This window comes from Leptospira tipperaryensis (assembly GCF_001729245.1).
GTDB classification, from domain to species: Bacteria; Spirochaetota; Leptospiria; order Leptospirales; family Leptospiraceae; genus Leptospira; species Leptospira tipperaryensis.
On sequence record NZ_CP015217.1, the window covers coordinates 2983364 to 3005569 of the forward strand.

Genomic DNA, 22206 nt, shown 5'->3' on the forward strand with positions numbered 1-22206 from the left:
CATACTTTTATCAAATATATTCTCATTTTTTCCCTATTGAATTACTTTATTCATAATTCAGTTGCCTGTAGTTTAGATTCACTTGACTATAAGCCATTAGGTGAATTTTTGACTTATAGAAATCCTTTTCGCATTAATGATAATATATTATTCCTTAAAAATGCGAAATGCTGAAATTTATAAGTTAAATTGTCTCATATAATAAAGTTCCTTAAATTATGTTCAACTACCAGTTTTCCTCTCGTAAATACACGTTATTTGCTCTGCTTCTATTTTCCTCGTGGTTTGGCACCTCAACTATTGATTCCGCCGAAATTGTCCTGAAAGATGGATCAGCGTTCATTGGTAAACTCCAGGAAGAATCCGATATTCGAGTAAAATTCCTTTGGAAGGAAAAGAGTTACGAAATTCCGAGGAAGGATCTTTCTTCAATTGATCCGACAAAAACTGGATCAGATACATCTTATCACTACACCTCTTTCCAATTAAAAGACGGAAGCACAATCAAAGGAATTGTTGCAGAGGATACAGATAAGGAATTGATGATCAAAACTGATTTGGGCTTTATTCATATAGATAAGAACAAGATTCGATCTTCAGATGCACCCGAGGCTTTAAATCCTGTTTTAAATCCTAAGTATTTAAACACAGGTGATAAAAACTGGAATCACAAAATCGGATTTTCCATTCAAGCATTAGCGAATGGTTCTCCGCTAGGAGCTTCCAATCCAGCTACATTCGGTGGAGCGTTTTATTTGGAACCTGCTTTCTTTGAACTATTTAAGTTCAGACCAGGCATTCGATTGGAATACCAAGTATCTAATTCAAACGCATCAAATTACTCTTTTCTAAATCAATTCTTTTACTTCAACCGCTCTTATCGCATTGGTGAAAGTTTAATCTGGGATTTTTATTCTAATATTGGAATCGGATCATCGACCGTACAATATTCCGGTAACAGCCAGAAACTTTCGGGAACGAATCCGGCAGTTTATTTTGAAATCGGATGGCAAGGTCTTCAAATCAGGTCGGTTGTGTTTCGAACCGGAATTCGTTCAACTTGCATTTTTGAATCCAATGGTCAAGTCTGCAATGCTGGTATAGAATTCGGAGCTTTATTGATCTTATGATTCTACCTTACTTTAAATTCATGTTTAAGGAAATTGATATGAACAAAATCAAATCGATAATCAGTAAGCTATTATTAATTCTGATTACGATTGGTACATTTTCCAATTGTAAAAATGAAAAAAAGGGACCGAGTGATCTTGAGCTACTTTCTATATTACAATTATTATCTGGTTTCAGTCTTCCAGGACCAAAGCCGGAATGGACTCGAATATTAGGAGCCACTTCAGGAGGGGTTCAAGTTAAATCGATTACTTCCGATCCGAATAGCAATGTCTATGTAACGGGGCAAGCAGGTGGGAATGTGGATGGCCAAATTATCACAGGCTTTTATGATCTTTTTGTTACGAAATACAACTCTTCAGGTTCGAAGCAATGGACTAAATTAATGGGCGTTGCTGGAGACCAAACAATAGCTTACGGAATCACATCTGATGCTTTGGGAAATGTATATACAGTCGGAGAAACAAATGGAGCTTTAGATGGAGAAGCGTTCTTTGGAACTCCTGATTTCGCAGATCGTAATTTTTTCGTTGTTAAGTTTGATTCCAATGGGAATAAACAATGGACCCGATTGTTAGGCGTCACTGGCTATACTAGCGCTTCCTCAGTAACGACTGATACTCTTGGAAATGTCTACGTAACGGGTACATCAATAAGCGGCCTGGATGGACAAACTTTTTCAGGTGGCGGAGCTGGATATTTCATCGTAAAGTATAATTCTTCTGGAACAAAGCAATGGACAAAGTTATTTGCTGGTCCTAAGCCTACTGGAATAGCTTGTGATTCAAACGAAAGAATCTATTTAACTGGTTTAACTCTGACCACTATGGATGGAGTTGTTGTTAATGGAACAAATGATGCCTTTTTAATTCAATTTGATTCAAATGGGAATAAAGTTTGGACGAAACTAACAGGAGTAGCTGGAAAGGATACGCGCTCTAATGGAATTACAACGGATTCTTCTGGAAATATTTATCTTGCTGGATCCACAAACGGAAGTATTGACGATCAAATAAAATCCGGTGGTGTATTGGATTTGCTCATTATAAAATTTGATAGTAGTGGAAATCGAGTTTGGACTCGCCAAGTAGGCTTTACTGGTAATGCCTTTGCGGTTTCGAACAAGACCTCTACAGGTATGGGAGTCAAAGTTGGAAAAGATCAAGAACTGTATGTTACTGGTTTTACAAATGGCAATTTAGATAACCAAGCCCATTCTGATCCAACAAGTGATAAAAGAAATGTATTCCTCACTAAATACGATTTTCGTGGGAACAAAATTTGGACCTCGATTACCGGGCAAAAAGGATATATTTCCGAAGCTTATTCAATCGCAACCGATCCTCAAGGACATCCTTACTTAACGGGTTACACCAATGGACCTTTAAATGGGGAATCTCTTGCAGGTAGTGGATCAAATCTGTTCGTAATAAAATACTAATGCATTCTTATACCCTCAGCCTTCGGAACAACTCTCGAATGAAATATATACTTATTCTTTTACTATCCTTGTCCTTAATGAAGTGCGGACAATCTCCCCTTATTGACGGTTCAAATCTTGATACCCATAAGCTCGACGGTTTCCCTGTTGTGATTCCAGGCGCCACAAACGCTACGTTTATCTTTAAATGTAAAGCAGAGTCAACTGCTGCAATTGCATATGGGAAAGCAAGTATCGAAGGAGTAATGCCGAGCATTACAAATTCGAAAGATCATATTGTCGTAATCAATAACCTTGAAACTCAAACCAATTACTTTTACTCAGCCTTTTGTGGTGACTTACAATCCCCTCCCAATCCTTTGATGCTAACCTTCCAAACTCTTGTAAGTGATCAACCACAGAAAACACGAGGTATTTGGATCTTAGGAGGTCTCGGAGCTGGAATTTCTCCGATCGCACAAGTAGATTTGTATGACCCTGTAACGAACCAATGGTTAGCAGCAATTACGAACATCCCAACTCCAAGAGCCTACTCCAATATTGTTTCTCATCAGAATAAGATCTATGTTATGGGGGGCTTGGTAAAATCAGGAGTAACCTTCACGGCGGTTAATACCGTAAACGAATACGATCCATTCAATAACGTATGGAAAACAATGGTTTCGATGCCCGACACTCATCAAGGAGGAATCGCATTCTCATCTGGAAACGATATTTATATTATCTCCGGAACAACTTCAGCAGACATGACGACCGGAACCCTTGCAAACACGGTTTACAAGTTCACCCCTTCTTTAGGAACAAATGGAACGTGGCTGAAATATGTTTCTAACAGCGCAATTTTTCAAAGAGTGGATATGCCAGGTTGCGCGATTCAGGATACCTTATTTTATTCGGGCGGAAGGCGAAACACTGACGGTCTTCCATTTAACACATCAGATGCTTATATTCCGAGTGGGAATACAACCACATCCCTTGTTGAAGCAACTATTAGCCAGGCAAAGTATGGAGCCGCAATGGCTTGTTATCGTCCGAATCCAAAAGATACCTACCCTGCTGACCCAGCCGCCATCTTAATCGCTGGAGGATCAACGACCGCCGACGTGTTCCAACCCCCTACTTCGGTTACATCTTCCAATACATTTGATTACAGTTTAGCGACTACTTCCAACTATACAGCAGGAGGAATTTTACCAACTGCTCTTTATTATCCAGCAATGGAAGTCTCCTACGAACTCAGGAGAGCGTTTCTGTTCGGTGGGGCCAATCTCACAAATGTTCCGCAGGATAAAGTCTACTCCATGGACTTAGGAAACCCTACAACCACTCCCTGGAGAACAGAGACGATCACGCTACCCGTAGCTCGATACGGCCACAAAGCTGTAATTTTGAGTAGATAAAGATGAAGAATATTTTAAGTTTAATCTTACTTTCACTCATATTCTTCTCTGCTTCTATCTTTCCACAAAGTATAGGCGAAAATTCTTCTTATCAACAAATCAAAGACTTAATTGATTCGAATCGAGCTACGGAAGCGCAATCTTTGCTGGATGAATGGATCCGACTCGATCCAAATGACGCTACAATTCAACTCTATCAAACTGAAGTCTGGATTCGAATAGCAGATCAAAAATACAAAGACCGAAAGTTTAAGACAGCCTTTGTTTATTATGAAAAAGCTTTTGCCAACTGGCCGAACAACCCTTCGGTCCGTGCCAGATATATTGAATTGAAAGATAAGAGACTCGTTGATCATACAAACTCTACACCAATTCTAAAAACTCGATTTACAGCGTTTGGTTCTCAGGTCGGTGAGAATGGAGAAGTGATAGTTCCTTTCAAAGAAATGAACGAGTCTTTAAAACAAATTCGTGATGAGATTCATATTCTACAAGAGAAATCAAATTCATTTTATCTGACGCTATCTCTGATATCGGTTTCGATCTTACTTCAGTGTTTTATTTTATTGAGGTTAGGATTTCGTCGTTAGAAGGACCTTATATAATTTAGATCTTGAGTCAAATCGCACCATCAATTCATTCTCTGGACAATTCGGAAATCATTCGAGGATACTATCTTGGTATTTCGTGCATTTTTTAGTATTTCGCTTTACGTCATTGCGCTATCTTGCAACTCAATTTCCAATCAATCGCAAACTTATGCAGTGAGAAATACCGAGGCTCCTTCTCACCCTATGCCTCGCGAAGAGCTTGAAACAATCAAGGCATGTAATCTAAAACTCGATAGTTGCTTAAAATCATGTGATATAGAATATCCAGACATGAATCCTCGGGACCAAAGAAGAGGAAACTGCCGAGATTCATGTGTCAACAATCTCAAAGGATCGGACGGATGCTTAATCCATTACGAGACAGTGCGACCTAATAGATACAGAAGTAATATTGCTCCGTATCGTTAACTATCTGCTCACTTCACTTTTCTTTAAAGTCTCTCCATTAGTTTTACAGATAAACTACCGAATAAATTTCTAAAATTTAAGTTGTACCATTTCGAATTCCAAATCCTTTAACCGTATGAGAAAACTACGAGAAAAAATGATTTCGGACATGTACGCGTGCGGTTACTCCAAGAAGACAATCAAATCATACATCGAGTCGTTGCGAGGCCTACCGAATTCCATCGGAAATCCCCTTTAACGTTAAAGCCAATTGATATCTATAATTTTTTCTTACACCTCCGAAAACAGGAATTAAGCGATTCGACAGCTCTTGTCAACTACAGCGCGTTATCATTGTTTTATACACTTGCCAAGAAAAAATCTACTATGCGATTAATTCCGACTCCAAAGAAAAAACAATCTTCACACAGTTATATTCATCAGGTATTAGGATTGGAGAATTAGAACAATTAAAGGTAAGTTACATAGATTTTGAACAAAAGTCTATTTTCATCGTTGAAGGAAAAGGAAGTAAGCAACGATACGCAATACTCTCCACCAAGCCGCATATTTGCTAAATCAATATATTTAAAGTTACCACCCTACATCTTATCTCTTTTTCTCGTTTACTAAGGGTAAAAATTTCCATATTAACGTTAGATGAATTCAAATAAAATTTAAAGAAATCAGCAAGGTCTCCGGAATTCTCAAGAAAGCCAGCGTCCATAGCTTAAGGCATTCGTTCGCAACTCACCTATTAGAAGATGGCTATAGTATATTTTACATTCAGAAATCATTAGGTCACACCGCGTTAAATAGCACACTAATTTATCTTCATGCAAGCCCACAGTATTTACTACAAATACCAAGTCCGATGGAAAAGATTAATTCCGCAAAAATGAGCGTTTTTGAAACGGATACGCAGCATGGACTATCGTTACAAATACCTTAGACCTTTTTCGCGTTAAATCCAATTCTATTATTTCCGAATTTAAAGCAATTGCACATAGATTACAAGTCGGTCTCCTTTTAATTTCATCCAGATAAAATTAACAACTCTTCCATATCTTCGAATTCTACCGAGACCTGTAGATTTTCGTCCGAATGCTCTATTTTTTTTGCAAAGAGACTTTCCGTCAAAGCTCACCGAAGAAAATATGAGCTGAAAATTTTGATTTTTATACGTTCTTAGAGAATACATCTGCAAATTTCTTTTTAAATAATTTAAAATCGAACATCTACAAAATGCCCTTCCCAAAGAATTTCAACATTTTAATAATCGACGCTTAACGCTATAAATGCGATCTTTTGAAGAAAGGATATAATCAAATATCAAAAATGAAAAAACAAAGAATTTCGGAAATAAATCTTACCAATGAAAAGCGTTTTATCTCATCTGCAAGGGCACAAAATTGGGACATTACGTTCGATTCACTAATTAAATATCTTTCAAAACACACCAATAAGTATCCAAGTCAACGGAATAAGGATTTAACAGCCCATCACTTAGCCGTTTGGCTTTTAAAAGTTCGTTCAGATTATAGAAATAAACGGTTAACTGAATATAGATTGGCAAAACTAAAAGGAATAAATTTTCCTTTTGAACCATTCGAATACCATTGGAAAAACTCTTATCTAAAGATCAAAAACTGGATTAAAAAGAAGAATACTTTTCCAACTCGAAAGAGTAATCTCAACTCATTCATATGGTTAAAGACTCAGTCGAATAAGTTTATTAATAATTCTTTGGATTCTTCCAAGCGCGAATTACTAAAAATAATAAATATTCAACAATTTATTGTTGATTTGGAAATAAATAAATTTCTGAATCAACCCTGGGAGAGTATTTACTCTTTGATCAAAAAATATTATGAAACAAATAACTCGCTACCATTACAAAGCGATAGCGATCCGAAAATAGCAATACTCGGACTTTGGCTATTAAATCAAAGTAAGAAAAAAGGGAATCTAACCGTAGCCCAAAAAACAAAATTAAATGAACTATATAATAAATCAAAGTTCTTGATCAAGAAAACTTGGTACGAATCATTTCAAGAGATATTTAATTTTCATAAACTTCAGAAACGTTGGCCTGCAAGAAGTGATGGCGAGTTAGGAAGGTGGTGTAGCAATCAAAGATATTTTTATAAAGCCTCGACTAAAGAAGTTCACACTAAATATCCCGAAGATCGCAAGGAAAAGTTAGATTCCATTGGTTTCATCTGGAATATGAAAAAATTCGAAAGCTAAGTAACTACGTATAAGATTAAGCGAATTTGGAATTGAATTAAAAATTTTAGTAGATAATTTCCAAAACGAGGAAGTAGTTACTTCACTTAAAACCGTAAACAATAGGAGTAATGTTACGAATAGTATTAGTATCAATGACACGGTCCACGTAATCACCTAAGTTCAGCGAAGAAGAAAAAGCGCAATTAAAAATGAACCGAGTATCTGGGACCCAACTTAAGATCTGAGTGAAGTCGCTAAGGAGCGAGCTAAATGTACATGAATCGGTTCGAAATAATTATCGAAAGGGGTGATTAATAATTTCAATCTATATTTATTTACCTAACGGGAGATATGTAAACAAACCTAATAGAAATGCCGAGCTTAATCAATCGCAAATTTGAATTAAAGCAGAATCCTCTTAATAAATTGAACTTCTAATGAGCAAATACAGAAAAGAGAACTCGACAAAGAGAGCAGGGCCGCACAATGTTCATAAAATTTTATCCTAATGCGAAGTCGGTTCTCAAATCAGCCCTTGCTCGACTCAGGCACGTAGCCTCCATTAAATCGGGAACTAAATAAACGTTGACCTGGAGAAGGTAGAAGAGTTAAAAACTTTAAAGTCCTTGGCTTGATCAGATAAGGAAAGCTTCTCTCAAATTCCGTTTCGTGCGTAACTTTAAGGAAACTATAAATTTTTTACTTGCCGTAAAAATTAAAGCACTATTTTTTCTAATATATTCTTTATTTATGTTCAAAAGTATTATAATAACAAATTTATAGATGATTGAAGTAACTTTAAATTTTTACATTGGAAACCAATCTGATTACGAAACAGACATAGTAAATCGGCAAAATTGGTTCGTAATTCATGCCTGCAAAGAACCTTTTCACAGAAATCTGCTTGGGTATTCCAGCAAAGGAGCACCGAAAGGTCATCCCGAATATCTATTAGCGAGAAGAGAAAAACGGCTTTTCCTAAATTTAGTCGATGCAGCAGATCCATCCTACATCTCGAAAGAAATCATCGATACTGCTCTGAAATTCATAGAAGAAGCTCTTTCTCAAAACATACCAGTCCTACTTCACTGTAATTTGGGTGAGTCAAGATCTCCTTCTATAGGATTGTTATCTCTATCTACAAAAGGTGTAATTCTAAATTCCAGCCTGTAAGAAGCTAAGAAAGAATACTTAATACTCCTCTGTGTTCCTTCAGCACACTGTGAATGAATCCCATCCTTCGACCAACGATTCCTTCCCCAGATATTTCTCTTTGTATCAACAGCGCGAAGAGAATGATTCACTTGTCGAAAGTTAACGTTGTATCTTTCCATCCAAGGAAAACCTTCATCAGCAAACAAAGGTACATCCTCTGGAAGAAAATCAAACAGTGGTTGAAGTGTTCTCTGCTTTTGATCCGGAACAGAGGAGAGGATTACTGGTCCACCTTTAATAGCGAGTGTGTGAACTAAAGTCCCAATCTGATACTTTCCACGTTCTTCCGCTACTGCATCGGTTAAATAGATAGAAGCGGTTTGACCTTTGTGTTTAAATCTCTTTCGATATCCGTTCGCTCTTTGAGAAGCAGAGAACAATGCTAACGTATCAGTCTGAACAACTGGCTTACCCTTAATAAAAGGCTTCAAATCGCCTGATTCTGGCAGATTCTTACCCTTCCAAGCCTTCTTTAGATCCTTTACCATCTCTCTTTTAATAGAAGGAATCAAATCACTTAAGAAAATCTGTAAGCGCCTTTTTAATAACGTTCCAGTGTTCTTGGATACAGATAACTTTCTACAAATCGCAGAAGCAGATAGACCTAAGGGAAATAGCTCAATCGATTCAATGAGCAAGTAAGAGAACACCCACAGAGGCAATTTTAGATGTTCTAAGGGAGTATCTTTAGTTAATGAAACTTGACCATTGCACTGAGAACAACGAAGAACATTCTCTCTAGTCGAGATTCCTTTCGTTAAAGGAATTTTACAGATTGGGCATGTCTTAGGATAACAGTGAGTGATTAGGTTTTTAGTTAAGTTAGCGTAATAGTCAAGATTGAGATGAGGGAAGCGAGAGTTAAAACGATCTTTAGCAGTGAGTTTAGGTTGTTGGTGCGAAGGATCATTAGGCTTGCATGTGTTCGGATTGTGGGTGAGTAGGAATCCTTTTTTACAGGGAACAGTGGGCAAGAAGGTGGGACCCAAGACATTCCGGAGGAAGGGATGGGTTCCGCTTTTTGCAGGGTGTGGAATGGTTGAAAAGGATTCCTACTCACCTACAATTTGAAAGTAGTTTCCTTCCTTCCATTTTTCATAACGAGACCAGTTTATTTTTTTACCGATGGGAATATAGGGATAATCCTGATGTTTGATCTTGATCCCATGAACTAAGGAGTAGATCCCGGCGGCGAGAGAAATCGCGACGTCCTTTCTTCTCTTGGTCATCAAGGTCATATCCTTTTCCTTATCTATATAACCGATTTCTAAATAAGCCGAGATTGCATTGATAAAGGTAGGCAAGGCATAAGTGGAAAGATAAGGTTTGTTGATCGGCCCCGGTTCGGGAGAATCCTCGTCTGAATTTCTCTTTCGAAGTCCGTATTGAACAAAGCGCATCAGCTCGGCGGAAGCGTAGTGATTGTCTCCGCCAAAACCTTCTCTTCCGTCTTCCCTTCTCCAGAGTTCGGGTTCTGCTTTTTCTCTTTCCCAAAACTTTCCCTCTGCGGAAAAACTCTTATGAGTTTTAGAATACGGTCCCTTACCTCCGACCTTCGCCAATTCTTCCCAACCGGGAAGATCCTTGTATCTCCAACTAACCATGTTTTGGCGATAACCTTCGAACGCAGAAAGATCCGTTTTTTTACCGGTTCGATTGGGCCAGTAGCCATGGAAATAAATCCAAGCGTCTGCGACCGCATTCTCTAAATGAGACCAGCCTTCCTTAAAAATCATCCAGTGATTCCAAGGAGAATCGGTAAACTTTTCTTCAGCATATCTTCCTTCCGAAATTCCTTTTAAGACATAGAAGGTTCTATAAGAAGGGGAAAGGACCGCGGCCATTCCACCGGGATGTTCCTTATAACTCGGATTGAGATGAAGAGAAACAACCAAGTTCGGTTTTTCCTGATTGATAAACGAAATTCTTCCTTGTTTGATCTTCTTCGTTTTTTTATCGGGATAATCAAAAAGACGATAGGGAGCGTTCGGATCCTCGTTTGCGGAGTATTCTTTCTCTTCCGCGTTTCCGTTTCTTGTCATCACCGAATCGATCTTGATCCAGGGAAGATCTTCGTTCGTAAACGACTTCATATACGATTTGAAAGTTTCAAATCCGTCTTCCGTTCTCGTAAGATCCAGGATCTCTTTGAGTTCTTTAGCAAGTTCTAATACAACCGCCCTTTCCTTTCTTCCTTTGGAAGAAGCGCCGGCCTTATAAAGTTCAAGATATTTATCCGAGATAGGATCGTATTTGTCCCCGTGGTCTTCTTTCGGTTTGAGATCGACTCCCCCGTGTCCGGGATCGATCACAACCTTGAAAGTTTTAACGGGTGTTTGGATGGTAGAATCGGGTTCTTCCTTTTTTCCGGGCCCGGCCTCTGCGGCCGCGCCTGGAAGAAGAATCGATAAAAGAATAAGATTAAAAAAGAAGGAAAAGTTTTTCAGTCGCCTCACTATTTTTTCTGCGGATCCTTATTGTCTGAGCTATCTGAGAACACCATATTTCTGTTATCGCTCAGGTCTATTTTATATTTCTCTCGGACATTCTTACTCTCTTCTTCGGCTTTGAGTTTACTCAAAATGGAAATTCCGTATTCTTTTGCTAAACGGAAATGGATGAGAGAATCCTTATATCGGGAATCTTTCCGCATTCTATCAGCTTGGATCATCTGATAATAAGCGATCTGGAGTTTGTGGTGGTTAGTCGAAATCTCACGGCTTCTCGCGGAAGCGGAAGGAGTCATTCCATTTTGAGTTTGTTCGACGCTTACGATCGTATCCGCGCACTCACCGAGAAGTTGATCCGTTCTTTTGTTGTACTGATCCGAAAACTTATTGTAGAGTTTGTCCACACTCTCGCTCGTCTCGCGCATCTTTCTTCCGGCGACTACGTATTGTCTTCTGTAATAATAATGCAGAGCGTCGTTGTATTGTTTCCAGATGGAGTTTAATTCTTCATTGGAACCCTGTACGCTGGATCCGAAATTTTTTGTCACCGTGGAAAGGGCGTGGATATCGTTTTTGACTCTTTCTTTTACGGAATCCAAAGTTCTCGCGTAATGAAATTCTTCCAGATAATCGCCTTGGTATTTCGGATCATTGGCAGCGCTTGCGAGCTCGCTTCCTTTTTCGTCTTCCTTGGTCGATCCGGACTGAGCCGAAAGGGAAACCGTAACAAATAAGAATAGGACGATTGAAAGATGGAAACTTTTTAATGACATGCGAATCTCCTACGCGGAAGTATAGCACAGCGTTTTAAAACGCAACTAGTATTTTTAGAGCTTGTTTTCCAATTACAATCCATCCTTCTCTCGAAAACGAATTTGGAGCAGTCCGTCGCCGACAGGAAAAAGAGTATAGGAAAGTTCTGAATTTTTCACTTCTTCCCAAAACTCTCGGACCGCTTTGTCCGAAGGAGCTTGTCTATCAGGATCGAAGATTCTTCCGTGCCAGAGCACGTTATCGAACACAGCGACGTCGGGTTTGAGTTCTTTTAAGATTCGAAAGATCTCAGGGTAAAGAACCTTATCACAATCTATGAATACGAATTTGCCCTTCCACTCTTTCTCGTTTTGTTCGTTTGCTTCTTTTAGATATTGAAGACAATGTGTTTTGAGAAGATGAATCTCCAAATCTCCGAAAGGATGTTTTTCCAAATAAGAACGGACCTTTGCGATGTAATAGATTTCTCTTTCTAAAGAAACAACTTTTGCGATTCTTCTCAAACCGCTCGCCATCCAAAAAAGAGAAATACCGTAACCGGTTCCTAACTCCAAGATCTCTCTCGGTTGTTCTGCTTCTACGAGAAATTTGAGAACCGAACCCGAGGCCGGGGTCAGAACGGGAACTCCTTCGGCCGCAGCGTCTTCTTCCATTTGATGGAGAATTGCGACGGGACGAGGAATCAATTCGGAATCGATTTTTTCTTCCAGACCTTCCAAAAACACGGAGGTCCCGTATTTTCCCGGAGGACTTCCTTTGCTCATGGAATAAAGAGATGAAACCTTTGTTGTTGATCTTCCGGAATTTTATCCGCCAAAACTTCTCTAATATACGGAAGCGGATAACGTTTAGAGAAATGAATGAGGACGATCTTCTCGTTCTTAAAAGAGGAAAGGTTCTCGAGAATTTCATCCAAATGGATATGACCCCATTCTCTCGCTCGCGCGACGTCTCTTTCCTGATCGATGTAAGTACATTCAATAAATAGAATACTTGAATTGGCGACGTCTTCGTTTTCCAAAACGTATTCTATTTTAGTATCCCCGGAAAAACTGATCACCGGAATCGAACTGAGCTCGGAAACCTCTCCGTTTTCTTTGAGAATCTTATTTAACTCGTGCTGAGGAAGAGACTGAAATTCTTTTTTGAGTTTTTTTCTTTTTTCGTAGATCGTATAACCCTGAGAAGGAACACGATGAAAGGATTTGTGAGGGGAAAAAAAATGGGTCGGATCCAGATCCACTTTTTCTCCGGGCGCGACGGCGCGCATATCGTATTCGTACGGGAAGTCTTCGATCTGAGAATAAAGATCCAAGATCTTTCTCATCGGTTCTTCCAAAGGAGGTGGAACAAAAATTTTCGGAGGTTTGAGTTTCCGAAGAGATCTCTGAGAAATATAATACGGAAGTCCCGAAGAATGATCCAAATGAGCGTGAGTCAAAAGCAACGTTTCCAGATGAATCTTATTCGGATTCTGAGCGCCGATATCAAACATCAGACTCAAAGAAGGAAGATAAATCGAAGTGCGGATTCCGCCTTCCGAAATTCCTTCAAACTGATACTGTTTGTGCTGAAACTTACAATACACTAAGGAATCCTTTCTTCCGGACCGATCGACTTGATCGTTTCTTTTATTCCCTTTGTAATATCCTTTGGTCCGGTGAAAATCGTCTTTACTCCGGAACTAACAAAGTATTTTTTTCCAACCCTTTTCAGATCGGAAAGAGTAACCGCTTGGATCTTATCGCGATAATTTTTTAGATAATCGGAACTCATATTGTGTTCGCGAAAACGAAGAGTGTTATGAAGAATCCCCATCTTATCCGCAAACTGAAAAATGAATCGATTGACGATCGATTGTTTTGCGGTTTCGAGTTCCTGTTCCGTGATTTTAGAAATCGTCTCTTCGCTTAATATTTCCCGCATAAGATCATAGACTTCCTTGGTCGTGGAAGTTTTTGTCTGAGTCGTAAAGTAAACGATTCCGTAATCCTTTTCAAAATATGTAGCGCTGCTGGAAGAATAGGCAAGGCCGCGATCGGACCGGATTCTTTGCATAAAGTAAGAACTAAAACCTCCGCCTCCGATAATATAGTTCGCCAGTTGGATCGCGTAAAAATCGGGATCTCGATGCGGAGGAAGAATTCCCGCCATAAGAACGATGCTCTGAGTCGCTTCCTTATCCACGCTTAGAATCTGATACGAAAGAGAATCCAGATCCTTCTTTAAACTCTGAGTGCTGATGATTGGAATCGGTTTTGCACCCTCGCGAACGACGGCCCGATCGGGAAGAAGTGTCGCGATTAGAGGTTCGGCTTCTTTTTTTTCCAAATCCCCCGTGAGTAAAACGACTCTCCAAGAAGTGGATACGATCGTATCAAAGTATTCTTTAAGATCGGAGGATTGAATCTTAGAAAGAGAATCCAGGTCCGCGCTCTTACCGAGAACCGTTCCCTTATAGACGAGTTCAGCCGTTTTACGATAGGCGATGTCCGAAATCTTATCGTTTCTACGTTTGATCGCTTCTTCGAGTTTGAGTTTTGCGACCGCAAACCCTTCTTCGTTTAACAAAGGATTGGAAATAAATTCTTTCAAAAGAGGAATGATCTCTTTTTCAAACCGGGAAAGATAGGAAACGGTCAATACGATCTTATCCGAGTTCGCGTCCGTGTCGAGTTTGGCTCCGTATCCTTCGAGGGTTTCTAAAAACTTGCTCCCGGGTGCGGAAGCGGTTCCACTGTGTTTCCAGGCCTCTACAAAAAGTTCCGGAATTTCAGGACGTAACTCCGGATTGGAAAGAATTCCGGAATAGATATGAATCTCCAAGTTTCTGAGGGGAAATTCCTCGCCCGGCAAAAACAAAACCTCGGTTCCTTTTCCGGAAGAAAAAGTCTGCACTTCCGGAAACTCGAAACTCAAAGGTGGAACTTTTACGTTTTTTACAAAATCGCCGGGAGCGGACGTGAGAGGGGAAATAAAGGCGATCGATACGATCAGAAAATAGTATAATTTTTGAATATAAGGTTTCATGAATTTATTTTGTTCGAGTCCTATTTTCCCGAAATTTTTGTTTCTTTGACAGGCGGATTGAGATCGGCGATCGTTCTGTTTTCGAGAACGAAATACTTACGCGCGACTCTTTGCACGTCCTCGGGAGTGACCGCGTCCAATTCTTCGTAACCTCTTAAGAGTTCCTTCCAATCTCCGTAGAGAAGTTGAAAGAGAGAAAGAACGTCCGCGAGTTTTCCGTTGTCGTCCAACCCTCTCAGATAACTTCCGAGGATTTGATTTTTGATTCTAAAGAGTTCCTCTTCGGTAATCGGCTCGGTTTTTAAACGATCCAATTCTTCTTGGACTACGTTCTCCACTTTTCTCTGATCCGCGTTTTGGTTATTTGTAATATAGATCGAAAAGAGATTGGAAAGCCTGTCGCCCGGATCTCCGTTCCAACAGGAAACTCCCTGAGCGATCTGTTCTTCCAAAACCAATCTTTTGTAAAGACGTCCCGATTCTCCTTCCGCGAGAAGAGAGTCGATGATACCGAAGACCGCGTCGTCAGGATGGGGGAATGTCGGTTTATTAAATCCTATAATTTTAGACGGATTGCTCGGGTGTGTTACGGAAACAAATTTCGGTCCCGCAAATCCGACGTCGGGAACTTTTTTCAAAGGAACCGGTTTTCCCTTTTTCAAATCTCCGAAGTAATTACGGAGAATCGTTTCCGTCTTTTCAAAGTCCAATGATCCTACAACGGCGATGACCATTCTCTGAGGATCGTAGTAGTTCTTAAAAAAGTTTTGAGTCTTTTCGAGGTCTAAGAATCCGAGATTTTTTTCGTAACCGATGACCGGCATCCGATACGGATGACCTTCCGGAAAGGCCGCGTCCATATATTTCTCGCGAAGAATTCCCATACCTCTGTTTTCGACGCGCATCCTTCTTTCTTCGAGGACAACTTCTCTTTCTGTATAATATTCTCTTAATATAGGATTTTTAAGTCGATCGGATTCGAGCTTCGCCCAGATCTCCAATCGATTTGCGGGAAGAAGAATCTGATAGTTCGTAACGTCGTTGGACGTGTAAGCGTTAAAGCCGACTCCTCCGTTTCGAGAATAGATAAAGTTGTCTTCGTTGGAGACTACGAACTTACGATGTAGTTCCAAAAGAACTCCGAAACGTTTGCGAAGGGTTTCGATTTGATTCTTAAATTCCGCCGAAGGTTCTTCGCCTTTTGCTTTCATCTCGACTTCTTGAATACGAAGAGAGTCCAGACGTTTTCCCCAAACCGCGATTTGTTCCAAGTAAGGTTTTTCTTTTTCGTAGTTCGTGGTGCCTATATTTTTTGTTCCCTTAAAGAGCATATGCTCCAAGAGATGGGCGGTTCCTGCGATCTCGGGGGTTTCATCCGCGGAACCTACTAAAAATTTGGAATAGACCGCGATGGTGGGAGAATCTTCCCGCTTCATCATGAGAACCCTCAGTCCGTTTTCCATCTGGAAAGTTCTTGTTTTTTCTTCTAAGGATTTTTTGAGACCGGAAAAGATCGATCCGTCTGCGGACAAAGACGCGAAGGAAAGAAAGAGACAGATTCCAAAAATCAAACGAGGTTTAAGAATCGGTTTTTTGAAACACATAGCTTACAGTCTTTCCTCTTTAGGACCTGGTGTCCAGAAGTTCACTAAAAAAATCCTGCTTCCTTTTACTCCTGATTTGGAAATGCTTGTCTCATGCGGTCTTACCATTTGTTTTTAGGAATCGCGATTCTATTCTTCTTTTCGTGCGTTCCTGCGGATCCCGAATACAGACAGAAGGTTTTGGAAAACGTAAAGGATACCGGCTTTATTTCCCGAGAATTTTTTCAGATTCTCGTCAAGGTTCCTCTTCCTTCCAAGGACGCCGGAATTTTAGAACTTCGAAATCAATGCAGAAAGATCGCGGAAACCAAAAGAGACGAGATGGCGGTTTCGATTTTGATCACGGAAATAAGAGAGAGTGATCGATTGTTTGGTCCCCTCCAGCAGGACCTCGCGACAAATACAAATCCGGCTCTGCCTTCCCAGATTACAAATACAACTTCCGTGAGTTCCACACCGGGAGGAGTCGCCGTCTCGGGTACTTCGTCTAACACCGCGACAACGCAGTCCAATCCTTACGGGCCGCCGAATACTTCTTCTACCTCCGCCATTCCCGATCCAAAAGCCGCGGAAAGAGAAAAGGAAAAAGCAAAACTTTTGAATCAAGACGTTTTGCTTTACAGAGGTGCCTTTGCTTGGTTTTTAAATTCCATGTTTCTTTTTCGAGAAGACTACAGCGACCCCGCGAATTGTACTTTCATTTATAGAAATATTCAGAAAGATTTGTATGCGAACGTTATACGAAAGGGAATTCAACCGATCTCTAAACGAGAAACGCCGGAGGCTCCATGAGACTTGTTATTTTTTGTATTCTTTCGATCTTATTCTTCAGTAATTGTTCTTCCGGAGCAAAGAAGCCCGTTGCAAACGGAAAGGAAGAATCGATCCCAACCGTTCAAGAAGAATCCAACGCAAACTCTGCGGATGAGTTTATCAAGGCGACAGAAGGTTTTATCAGCGGAGATACCTTTCAGGTTGTGATCTCTTCCTTAGAAGGAAGTCATGAGAGCGCGCAGGATCTCGCTCGCAAAAGAGCGATCAATCTTTTGATCGCTGAAAAAGGAGAAACGTTTCGTTCTTCCGATAAGGTCATCCTCAAAGAGTTGGTGGAAACAAAAGGAAAGATCGTCAAGTCTTCGGGATCGATTCAAGGAAAGACCTACTTCCTCTTTCAAGTCAATTCTCCCGGTTTAAAATCTTCTCTGAAAAGATAATACTCTCTACATTGCCGCCAAGGTCCGTGGGCAGTTGCAAACTCGTTCCACATGGACCTATAAAAAAAGAGGACCACAAATACGGTCCTCTTTTTTTATCCTCGGGTTACGACCGAAAGAAAGTTACTGAATGATTTCTACTTGTTGAATCTTTCCGGGGATGCAGATGTTTTTGTCGAAGTTGCAGTAGTAGATCTTTCCGTGAATTTCAAGATCTCCTTTTCCCGTAACCGTAAGTTGGATCGGATCGACGGAAGCAAAGTATTCCTTTTTCTTTTCGGAAGCCTTACCCTTTACCGTTAGATCCGCCTTCTCCACCTTTACACCCTTTCCCGCGTTGAGAAGAATTTTATGAGGAGCGTCTTTTTGAATTCCGAAATTAGAAGGATGAACGATTTTTAAAAGATAGGAATTTCCAAAAGTCTTTTCCAGTTTGAATTTCACCGGACTTTCTTCTTCGGCAAAAACTCCGAAAGAGATACAACTTACGAGAACACTGATGATGAGGATTTTATTTTTCATACTAGTTTGACCAATCTGCCTAAGGATTTGTTTCGGAAAAGAATTCTTCCGCTTTTCAAAGATTAGACCTTCGACCCGAAGAATTCTTGCTCCATTTCTTAAGGAATCCTAAAATTTTGCCGTGCTGGATTAGATTTGAAATTGGCTGATCGATTCCGGTTTTCCAAAGATCCTTTCCAATTCCACGGAAAAGTCTTTGAGAAGAACGGAAGAGATGGATCCGGAAGTCGCCGAAGCAAAGAGTTTAAAACCGGATTCTCCATTGGAAAAAACTTCAATCGATCTTTCCATAGGATCTAAAATCCAGTATTCCTTGACTCCGTGTTTTTCGTAGAGTTTCTTCTTTGTTTTAAGATCGTGATACGCGTTCCCTTCTGAGAGAATCTCGGCAATCCAATCGGGAGCGCCTTCCACCCTCGTCCTCTGAATGATCGAACTTCTTTCTTTGGAAATAAAAAGTAGGTCGGGTTGAACGACGTTGTAATCGTCTAACAGGACGTCGACGGGGGAAGCAAGGGCAATCCCGTTTTGATTATCTCTTACAAACTGCATTAGATAAAAATGAAGCTCGCCAGAAATTCTTTGATGCTCGGGAATCGGGGCTGGAACCATAAATATTTCACCATCCAAAAGCTCCGCCAAGGTTCCTTCCGGAAGTTTGGCCAGATCTTTATCCGTTTTGATTTCGGTCATTGGCATAGTGAGAACTCATTCAGAGATGGGTTTGAAACCGGAACAGTTCAACCTCTTTTTGAGATCAGATTTTGTATCATCCGCAATCCAATGTCAACCAAATCTTCAGGAAATGAGAAAGGTCCGTTTATCAAAGAATCGGATTGGAGACGTTGATTTTTTTTCCGGAAAAAAACTGGATTCTTGCGAGAAGAGAAACTCACGGTCTTCGGAAACGAAGACCGCTGGAAAGAATTTTATTTGTAATTTGTAAATTGAACGTCGAAGGGAAGATCGGAAGTTTTTAAAAGATGAATCACTTCTTGAAGATCGTCTTTTTTCTTTCCGACGACACGAACCGATTCTCCCATGATGGTCACGTTGACTTTGAGTTTAGAATCCTTGATGAGCCTCGTGACTTCTTTGGTCTGTTCCTTTTCCATTCCTTTTCGAATCTTTACTTTCATACGAACCGTTCCGCCGGTCGCAGGTTCGATCTTGGATTTGAAATCGAAATTTTTAAGACCGATTCCGCGTTTTGCCATCTTGGAAACCAAAACGTCCACGACACTTTCGAGTTTTCCTTCGTTATCGGATGTAAGAATCAATTGTTCTTCTTCGAGTTGGATGTCGGATTTAGATCCCTTAAAATCAAAACGAGTTTTGATTTCTCCCAAGGCCTGGGTTACGGCGTTGATCAATTCCGGTCTGCTGATTTCAGAAACTACGTCAAAGGATGGATCGCTCATACTCTTTCTCCGCTTAAGATTTGTTTTGCTTCGTTAACGGCAGAGATAATCGCAGAATCAAGATTCTGTATTTCCTTTCCACCGCCTTGAGCCATGTCCGGTTTACCGCCGCCCTTTCCACCTAACGTTGTGCAGGCGGCCTTTACGAGATTCCCACAATGAATTCCCTTGGAAGTCAACTCGGGAGAACAGGTAATTACTACGCTCGCGCTTTCGGAACTTTTGCTCCCGAGAATCACGAGAAGATTTTTCTCCCTCACCTTGAGGTTGTCCGAAAGTCCTTTGAGAGAACTCGGATCCTTGTCTTCGAACGTAGCCGAAAGAATTTTTCCGGCGCTAGTTTGGATCGCAGAAGCGAAGACGGATTCGATGACGGAAGAGTTGTTTTCAAAGTCTCTGGACTCGAAAGACTTCTTGGCTTTTAAAAAGAGAGATGTATTCTCTTCTATCTTCAATGCAATCGTTTCCGAAAGATCTCGGAAGAATGTAACGGCGGAAGCTCCTTCTTTTTCGAGCTTTTCTCTGATCTCCGTAGGACCGGGGATCTCGCTCGTGATCCAAAGATTTTTTCCTTCGTCGCCTAACTCCGATTTGATTTTGAGATTTAGATTTTGAACGGCTTCGGTGAGTTCGGCAAATCGATTTTGAAACGTCTCGATCACAGCAGGACCGCAGACCCCTTCGATACGACGGTTTCCCGCCCCCGGAGAGGATTCTTTTTTGATAAAGAAATAACCGATCTCTCCCGTGTGAGTAACGTGAGTTCCTCCGCAAAATTCCACGGAAGCGTCTCCCATCTGAACGACTCGGACCTTGTCTCCGTATTTTTCTCCGAAGGTTGCGACGGCCCCGGTTTTCTTGGCCTCGTCGATCGCGAGTTCCTTGGTTTCAACAGCGAAGTCTTTACGAATCGATTCGTTGACCCAGGATTCTATTTTGCGAATTTCTTCGTGAGTCAATGCCGAAGGATGTGAAAAATCAAAACGAAGATACTCCGGAGAAACTACGGATCCTTTTTGTAAGACGTGATCTCCGAGTAAGTTACGAAGCGCTCCGTTGAGAAGGTGAGTTCCCGAATGATGAAAACGAAGTCTTTCTCTTCGAAGTGGTTCCACTTCCGCCTCGAGTTCCTGACCCGTAGAAAATTCTCCGTTCAAGACTTCTCCAAAATGGATGATGACGTCGTTCTCTTTTTGAGTGTCCAAAACCTTGAAGACATTCTTACCAAAACGTAAAAAGCCTGTGTCACCAACCTGTCCCCCGCCTTCCGGATAGAATGGGGTTTTGTTTAAGGCGACGGCGCCCTTCTGACCTTCCTTGAGAACTGAAGTCGGTTTATTATCATAGAATAAATGTGTAATATTCCCTTTTTCGAATATGGAAGAATAGCCGAGAAACTCCGTCTTTTCCACGTCGAGTCCGGTCATCAAGGAAACCTTATGGACCTTCCAGGATTCTCTGGAGAATTGTCTGTCATTCTCCAATTCTTCTTGAAAACCCTTTTTGTCAAAGGAGAGGTCGTGTTCCGCTACGATTTCTTCGGTCATCTCCGCCGGAAAACCGTAAGTTCCATAGAGTAAGAATGCGTCGGCGCCGGAGAAAATATTTTTTCCGGAAGCCTTCGTTTTCTGAACGAGAACTTCGATTTTTTCGAGTCCGAGTTCCAGCGTTTTGAGAAAGAGTTCCTCTTCGGCGAGAATCGTTTTTTTGAGAGAGGCCGAATTCTTTGCGAGTTCCGGATAACGGACCTGATAGATTCCTATGACCTTATCTACGAGTTTATAAAGAAAAGGTTCTCTGAAGTTTAACTTTCTTCCAAAAAGAGACGCACGACGAATCAAACGGCGAATCACGTATCCTCTTCCCGTTCTATCCGGATAGATTCCGTCTCCGATCGAAAAAAGAACCGAACGGATATGATCGGTAACTACCCGAAACGCAACATTGTTTTCGGAAGAATATTGGATTCCCGATAATTCTTCAAAGAAGGAAATGATTTTGCGAAGTTCGTCGGTATCGTAAACGGAATCGACTCCTTGTAAAAGAAGCCCGACTCGTTCGAGTCCGGAACCGGTATCGATTCCGGTTTGTTTGAGAGGATGGAGATTTCCTTCCGTGTCCTGGTTGAATTGGTTAAAAACTATATTCCAAAATTCTAAAAAACGATCGCAGTCGCATCCAGGTTTACAGGTTCCGCTGGTCGCACAATCCGGTCCGCCCTTCTCGACTCCACGGTCCAGATAGAGTTCGGAACAAGGTCCGCACGCCCCGCTGTCCCCCGCCGGTCCCCAAAAATTGTCCTTTTTTCCGAGACGCGTTATGCGCTCTTTAGGAATTCCTTTGTCCAGCCAGATCTTTTCGGCTTCGTCGTCGTCTGTATAAACGGTTACCCAGATTTTTTCCTTATCAAAGCCGAGGTGATTTACGGAACAATCCAGCGCGTATTCAATCGCTTCTTCTTTGAAATAGTCTCCAAAGCTAAAATTTCCGAGCATCTCAAAGAAGGTACAATGCCTTTCGCTTCTTCCTACGATTTCGAGATCGTTTGTACGAAGGCATTTCTGACAAGAAGTGGCTCTTGTATAAGGAAGTTCGACGGCTCCGGTGAAAAACGGTTTAAACTGAACCATTCCTGCGGTCGTAAAGAGAAGAGTCGGATCTCCGGCGGGAAGAAGGGAAGAAGACGGAACAAAGGAGTGAGATTTGTCTTTGAAATAGTTTAAAAAGATTTCTCTGATTTCCGATATGGATTTTGGTTTCATGATACCTCTAAA

General features: G+C 40.9%; 18 protein-coding genes and 1 pseudogene. 8 read left to right on the forward strand and 11 right to left on the reverse strand.

The features are described from left to right. The first annotated feature begins 218 nt into the window (after positions 1 to 218). The 6 genes and pseudogenes from A0128_RS13895 (at position 219) to A0128_RS13920 (ending at position 7220) form a co-directional block, all read left to right on the forward strand. Positions 219 to 1130, forward strand: a complete 912-nt coding sequence (locus A0128_RS13895; protein WP_083244133.1) for an LA_3334 family protein — start codon at positions 219 to 221, stop codon at positions 1128 to 1130. 38 nt (positions 1131 to 1168) lie between these two features. Further along, positions 1169 to 2572, forward strand: coding sequence for an SBBP repeat-containing protein (locus A0128_RS13900; protein WP_069609304.1), 1404 nt, complete (start codon positions 1169 to 1171; stop codon positions 2570 to 2572). A gap of 38 nt (positions 2573 to 2610) precedes the next feature. Next, the gene (locus tag A0128_RS13905) at positions 2611 to 3972 is read left to right on the forward strand and encodes a Kelch repeat-containing protein (protein ID WP_069608063.1); all 1362 of its coding nucleotides are present in this window, start codon (positions 2611 to 2613) and stop codon (positions 3970 to 3972) included. Positions 3973 to 3974: 2 nt separating this feature from the next. Beyond that, positions 3975 to 4562 (forward strand): tetratricopeptide repeat protein, encoded by a 588-nt coding sequence (locus A0128_RS13910; protein WP_069608064.1) that lies wholly within the window; start codon positions 3975 to 3977, stop codon positions 4560 to 4562. A gap of 565 nt (positions 4563 to 5127) precedes the next feature. Beyond that, a pseudogene (locus tag A0128_RS21850) lies at positions 5128 to 5922 on the forward strand (tyrosine-type recombinase/integrase). Between the two features lie 386 nt (positions 5923 to 6308). Next, on the forward strand, positions 6309 to 7220 hold the full coding sequence (locus A0128_RS13920) for a helicase associated domain-containing protein (RefSeq protein WP_069608066.1): 912 nt from the start codon (positions 6309 to 6311) through the stop codon (positions 7218 to 7220). Between the two features lie 1067 nt (positions 7221 to 8287). On the opposite strand, the gene A0128_RS13925 is transcribed toward A0128_RS13920, so the two are convergent. The 7 genes from A0128_RS13925 to A0128_RS13955 form a co-directional block, all read right to left on the reverse strand. Continuing rightward, positions 8288 to 9055 carry a hypothetical protein gene (locus A0128_RS13925; protein WP_245667160.1) on the reverse strand — a complete coding sequence of 256 codons (768 nt, stop codon included), beginning with the start codon at positions 9053 to 9055 and terminating at the stop codon, positions 8288 to 8290. A 414-nt stretch (positions 9056 to 9469) separates the two neighbouring features. Next, positions 9470 to 10873: an N-acetylmuramoyl-L-alanine amidase gene (locus tag A0128_RS13930; protein WP_069608067.1), complete on the reverse strand. Its 1404-nt coding sequence runs from the start codon at positions 10871 to 10873 to the stop codon at positions 9470 to 9472. Beyond that, positions 10873 to 11640, reverse strand: coding sequence for a hypothetical protein (locus A0128_RS13935; protein ID WP_069608068.1), 768 nt, complete (start codon positions 11638 to 11640; stop codon positions 10873 to 10875). The genes A0128_RS13930 and A0128_RS13935 overlap by 1 nt, the downstream gene beginning before the upstream one ends. Before the next feature lie 72 nt (positions 11641 to 11712). Next, on the reverse strand, positions 11713 to 12405 hold the full coding sequence (locus tag A0128_RS13940) for an O-methyltransferase (RefSeq protein WP_069608069.1): 693 nt from the start codon (positions 12403 to 12405) through the stop codon (positions 11713 to 11715). Then, the gene (locus A0128_RS13945) at positions 12402 to 13229 is read right to left on the reverse strand and encodes an MBL fold metallo-hydrolase (protein ID WP_069608070.1); all 828 of its coding nucleotides are present in this window, start codon (positions 13227 to 13229) and stop codon (positions 12402 to 12404) included. The genes A0128_RS13940 and A0128_RS13945 overlap by 4 nt, the downstream gene beginning before the upstream one ends. Then, a complete protein-coding gene (locus tag A0128_RS13950; protein WP_083244135.1) occupies positions 13229 to 14671 on the reverse strand; it encodes a M16 family metallopeptidase in 1443 nt (480 codons plus the stop codon). The genes A0128_RS13945 and A0128_RS13950 overlap by 1 nt, the downstream gene beginning before the upstream one ends. A gap of 20 nt (positions 14672 to 14691) precedes the next feature. Continuing rightward, entirely contained in the window at positions 14692 to 16275 is a 1584-nt protein-coding gene (locus A0128_RS13955) for a M16 family metallopeptidase (protein WP_069608072.1), read from the reverse strand. Between the two features lie 93 nt (positions 16276 to 16368). Here A0128_RS13955 and A0128_RS13960 point away from each other — a divergent pair, with 93 nt between their 5' ends. Then, the gene (locus tag A0128_RS13960; protein ID WP_069608073.1) at positions 16369 to 17067 is read left to right on the forward strand and encodes a hypothetical protein; all 699 of its coding nucleotides are present in this window, start codon (positions 16369 to 16371) and stop codon (positions 17065 to 17067) included. After that, entirely contained in the window at positions 17064 to 17489 is a 426-nt protein-coding gene (locus A0128_RS13965; RefSeq protein WP_069608074.1) for a lipoprotein, read from the forward strand. The genes A0128_RS13960 and A0128_RS13965 overlap by 4 nt, the downstream gene beginning before the upstream one ends. 123 nt (positions 17490 to 17612) lie before the next feature. Here A0128_RS13965 and mpl17 read toward each other — a convergent pair whose 3' ends face one another. The 4 genes from mpl17 to alaS all read right to left on the reverse strand — a co-directional run bounded on the left by mpl17 (position 17613) and on the right by alaS (position 22194). Then, positions 17613 to 18011 (reverse strand): cell surface protein MPL17, encoded by a 399-nt coding sequence (mpl17, locus tag A0128_RS13970; protein WP_069608075.1) that lies wholly within the window; start codon positions 18009 to 18011, stop codon positions 17613 to 17615. Between the two features lie 129 nt (positions 18012 to 18140). Beyond that, on the reverse strand, positions 18141 to 18710 hold the full coding sequence (locus tag A0128_RS13975; protein WP_069608076.1) for a Uma2 family endonuclease: 570 nt from the start codon (positions 18708 to 18710) through the stop codon (positions 18141 to 18143). Positions 18711 to 18940: 230 nt separating this feature from the next. Then, entirely contained in the window at positions 18941 to 19432 is a 492-nt protein-coding gene (locus tag A0128_RS13985; RefSeq protein WP_069608078.1) for a YajQ family cyclic di-GMP-binding protein, read from the reverse strand. Further along, entirely contained in the window at positions 19429 to 22194 is a 2766-nt protein-coding gene (gene alaS, locus A0128_RS13990) for an alanine--tRNA ligase (protein ID WP_069608079.1), read from the reverse strand. Before alaS ends, A0128_RS13985 begins: the two co-directional genes overlap by 4 nt. Between the last annotated feature and the right edge of the window lie 12 nt (positions 22195 to 22206).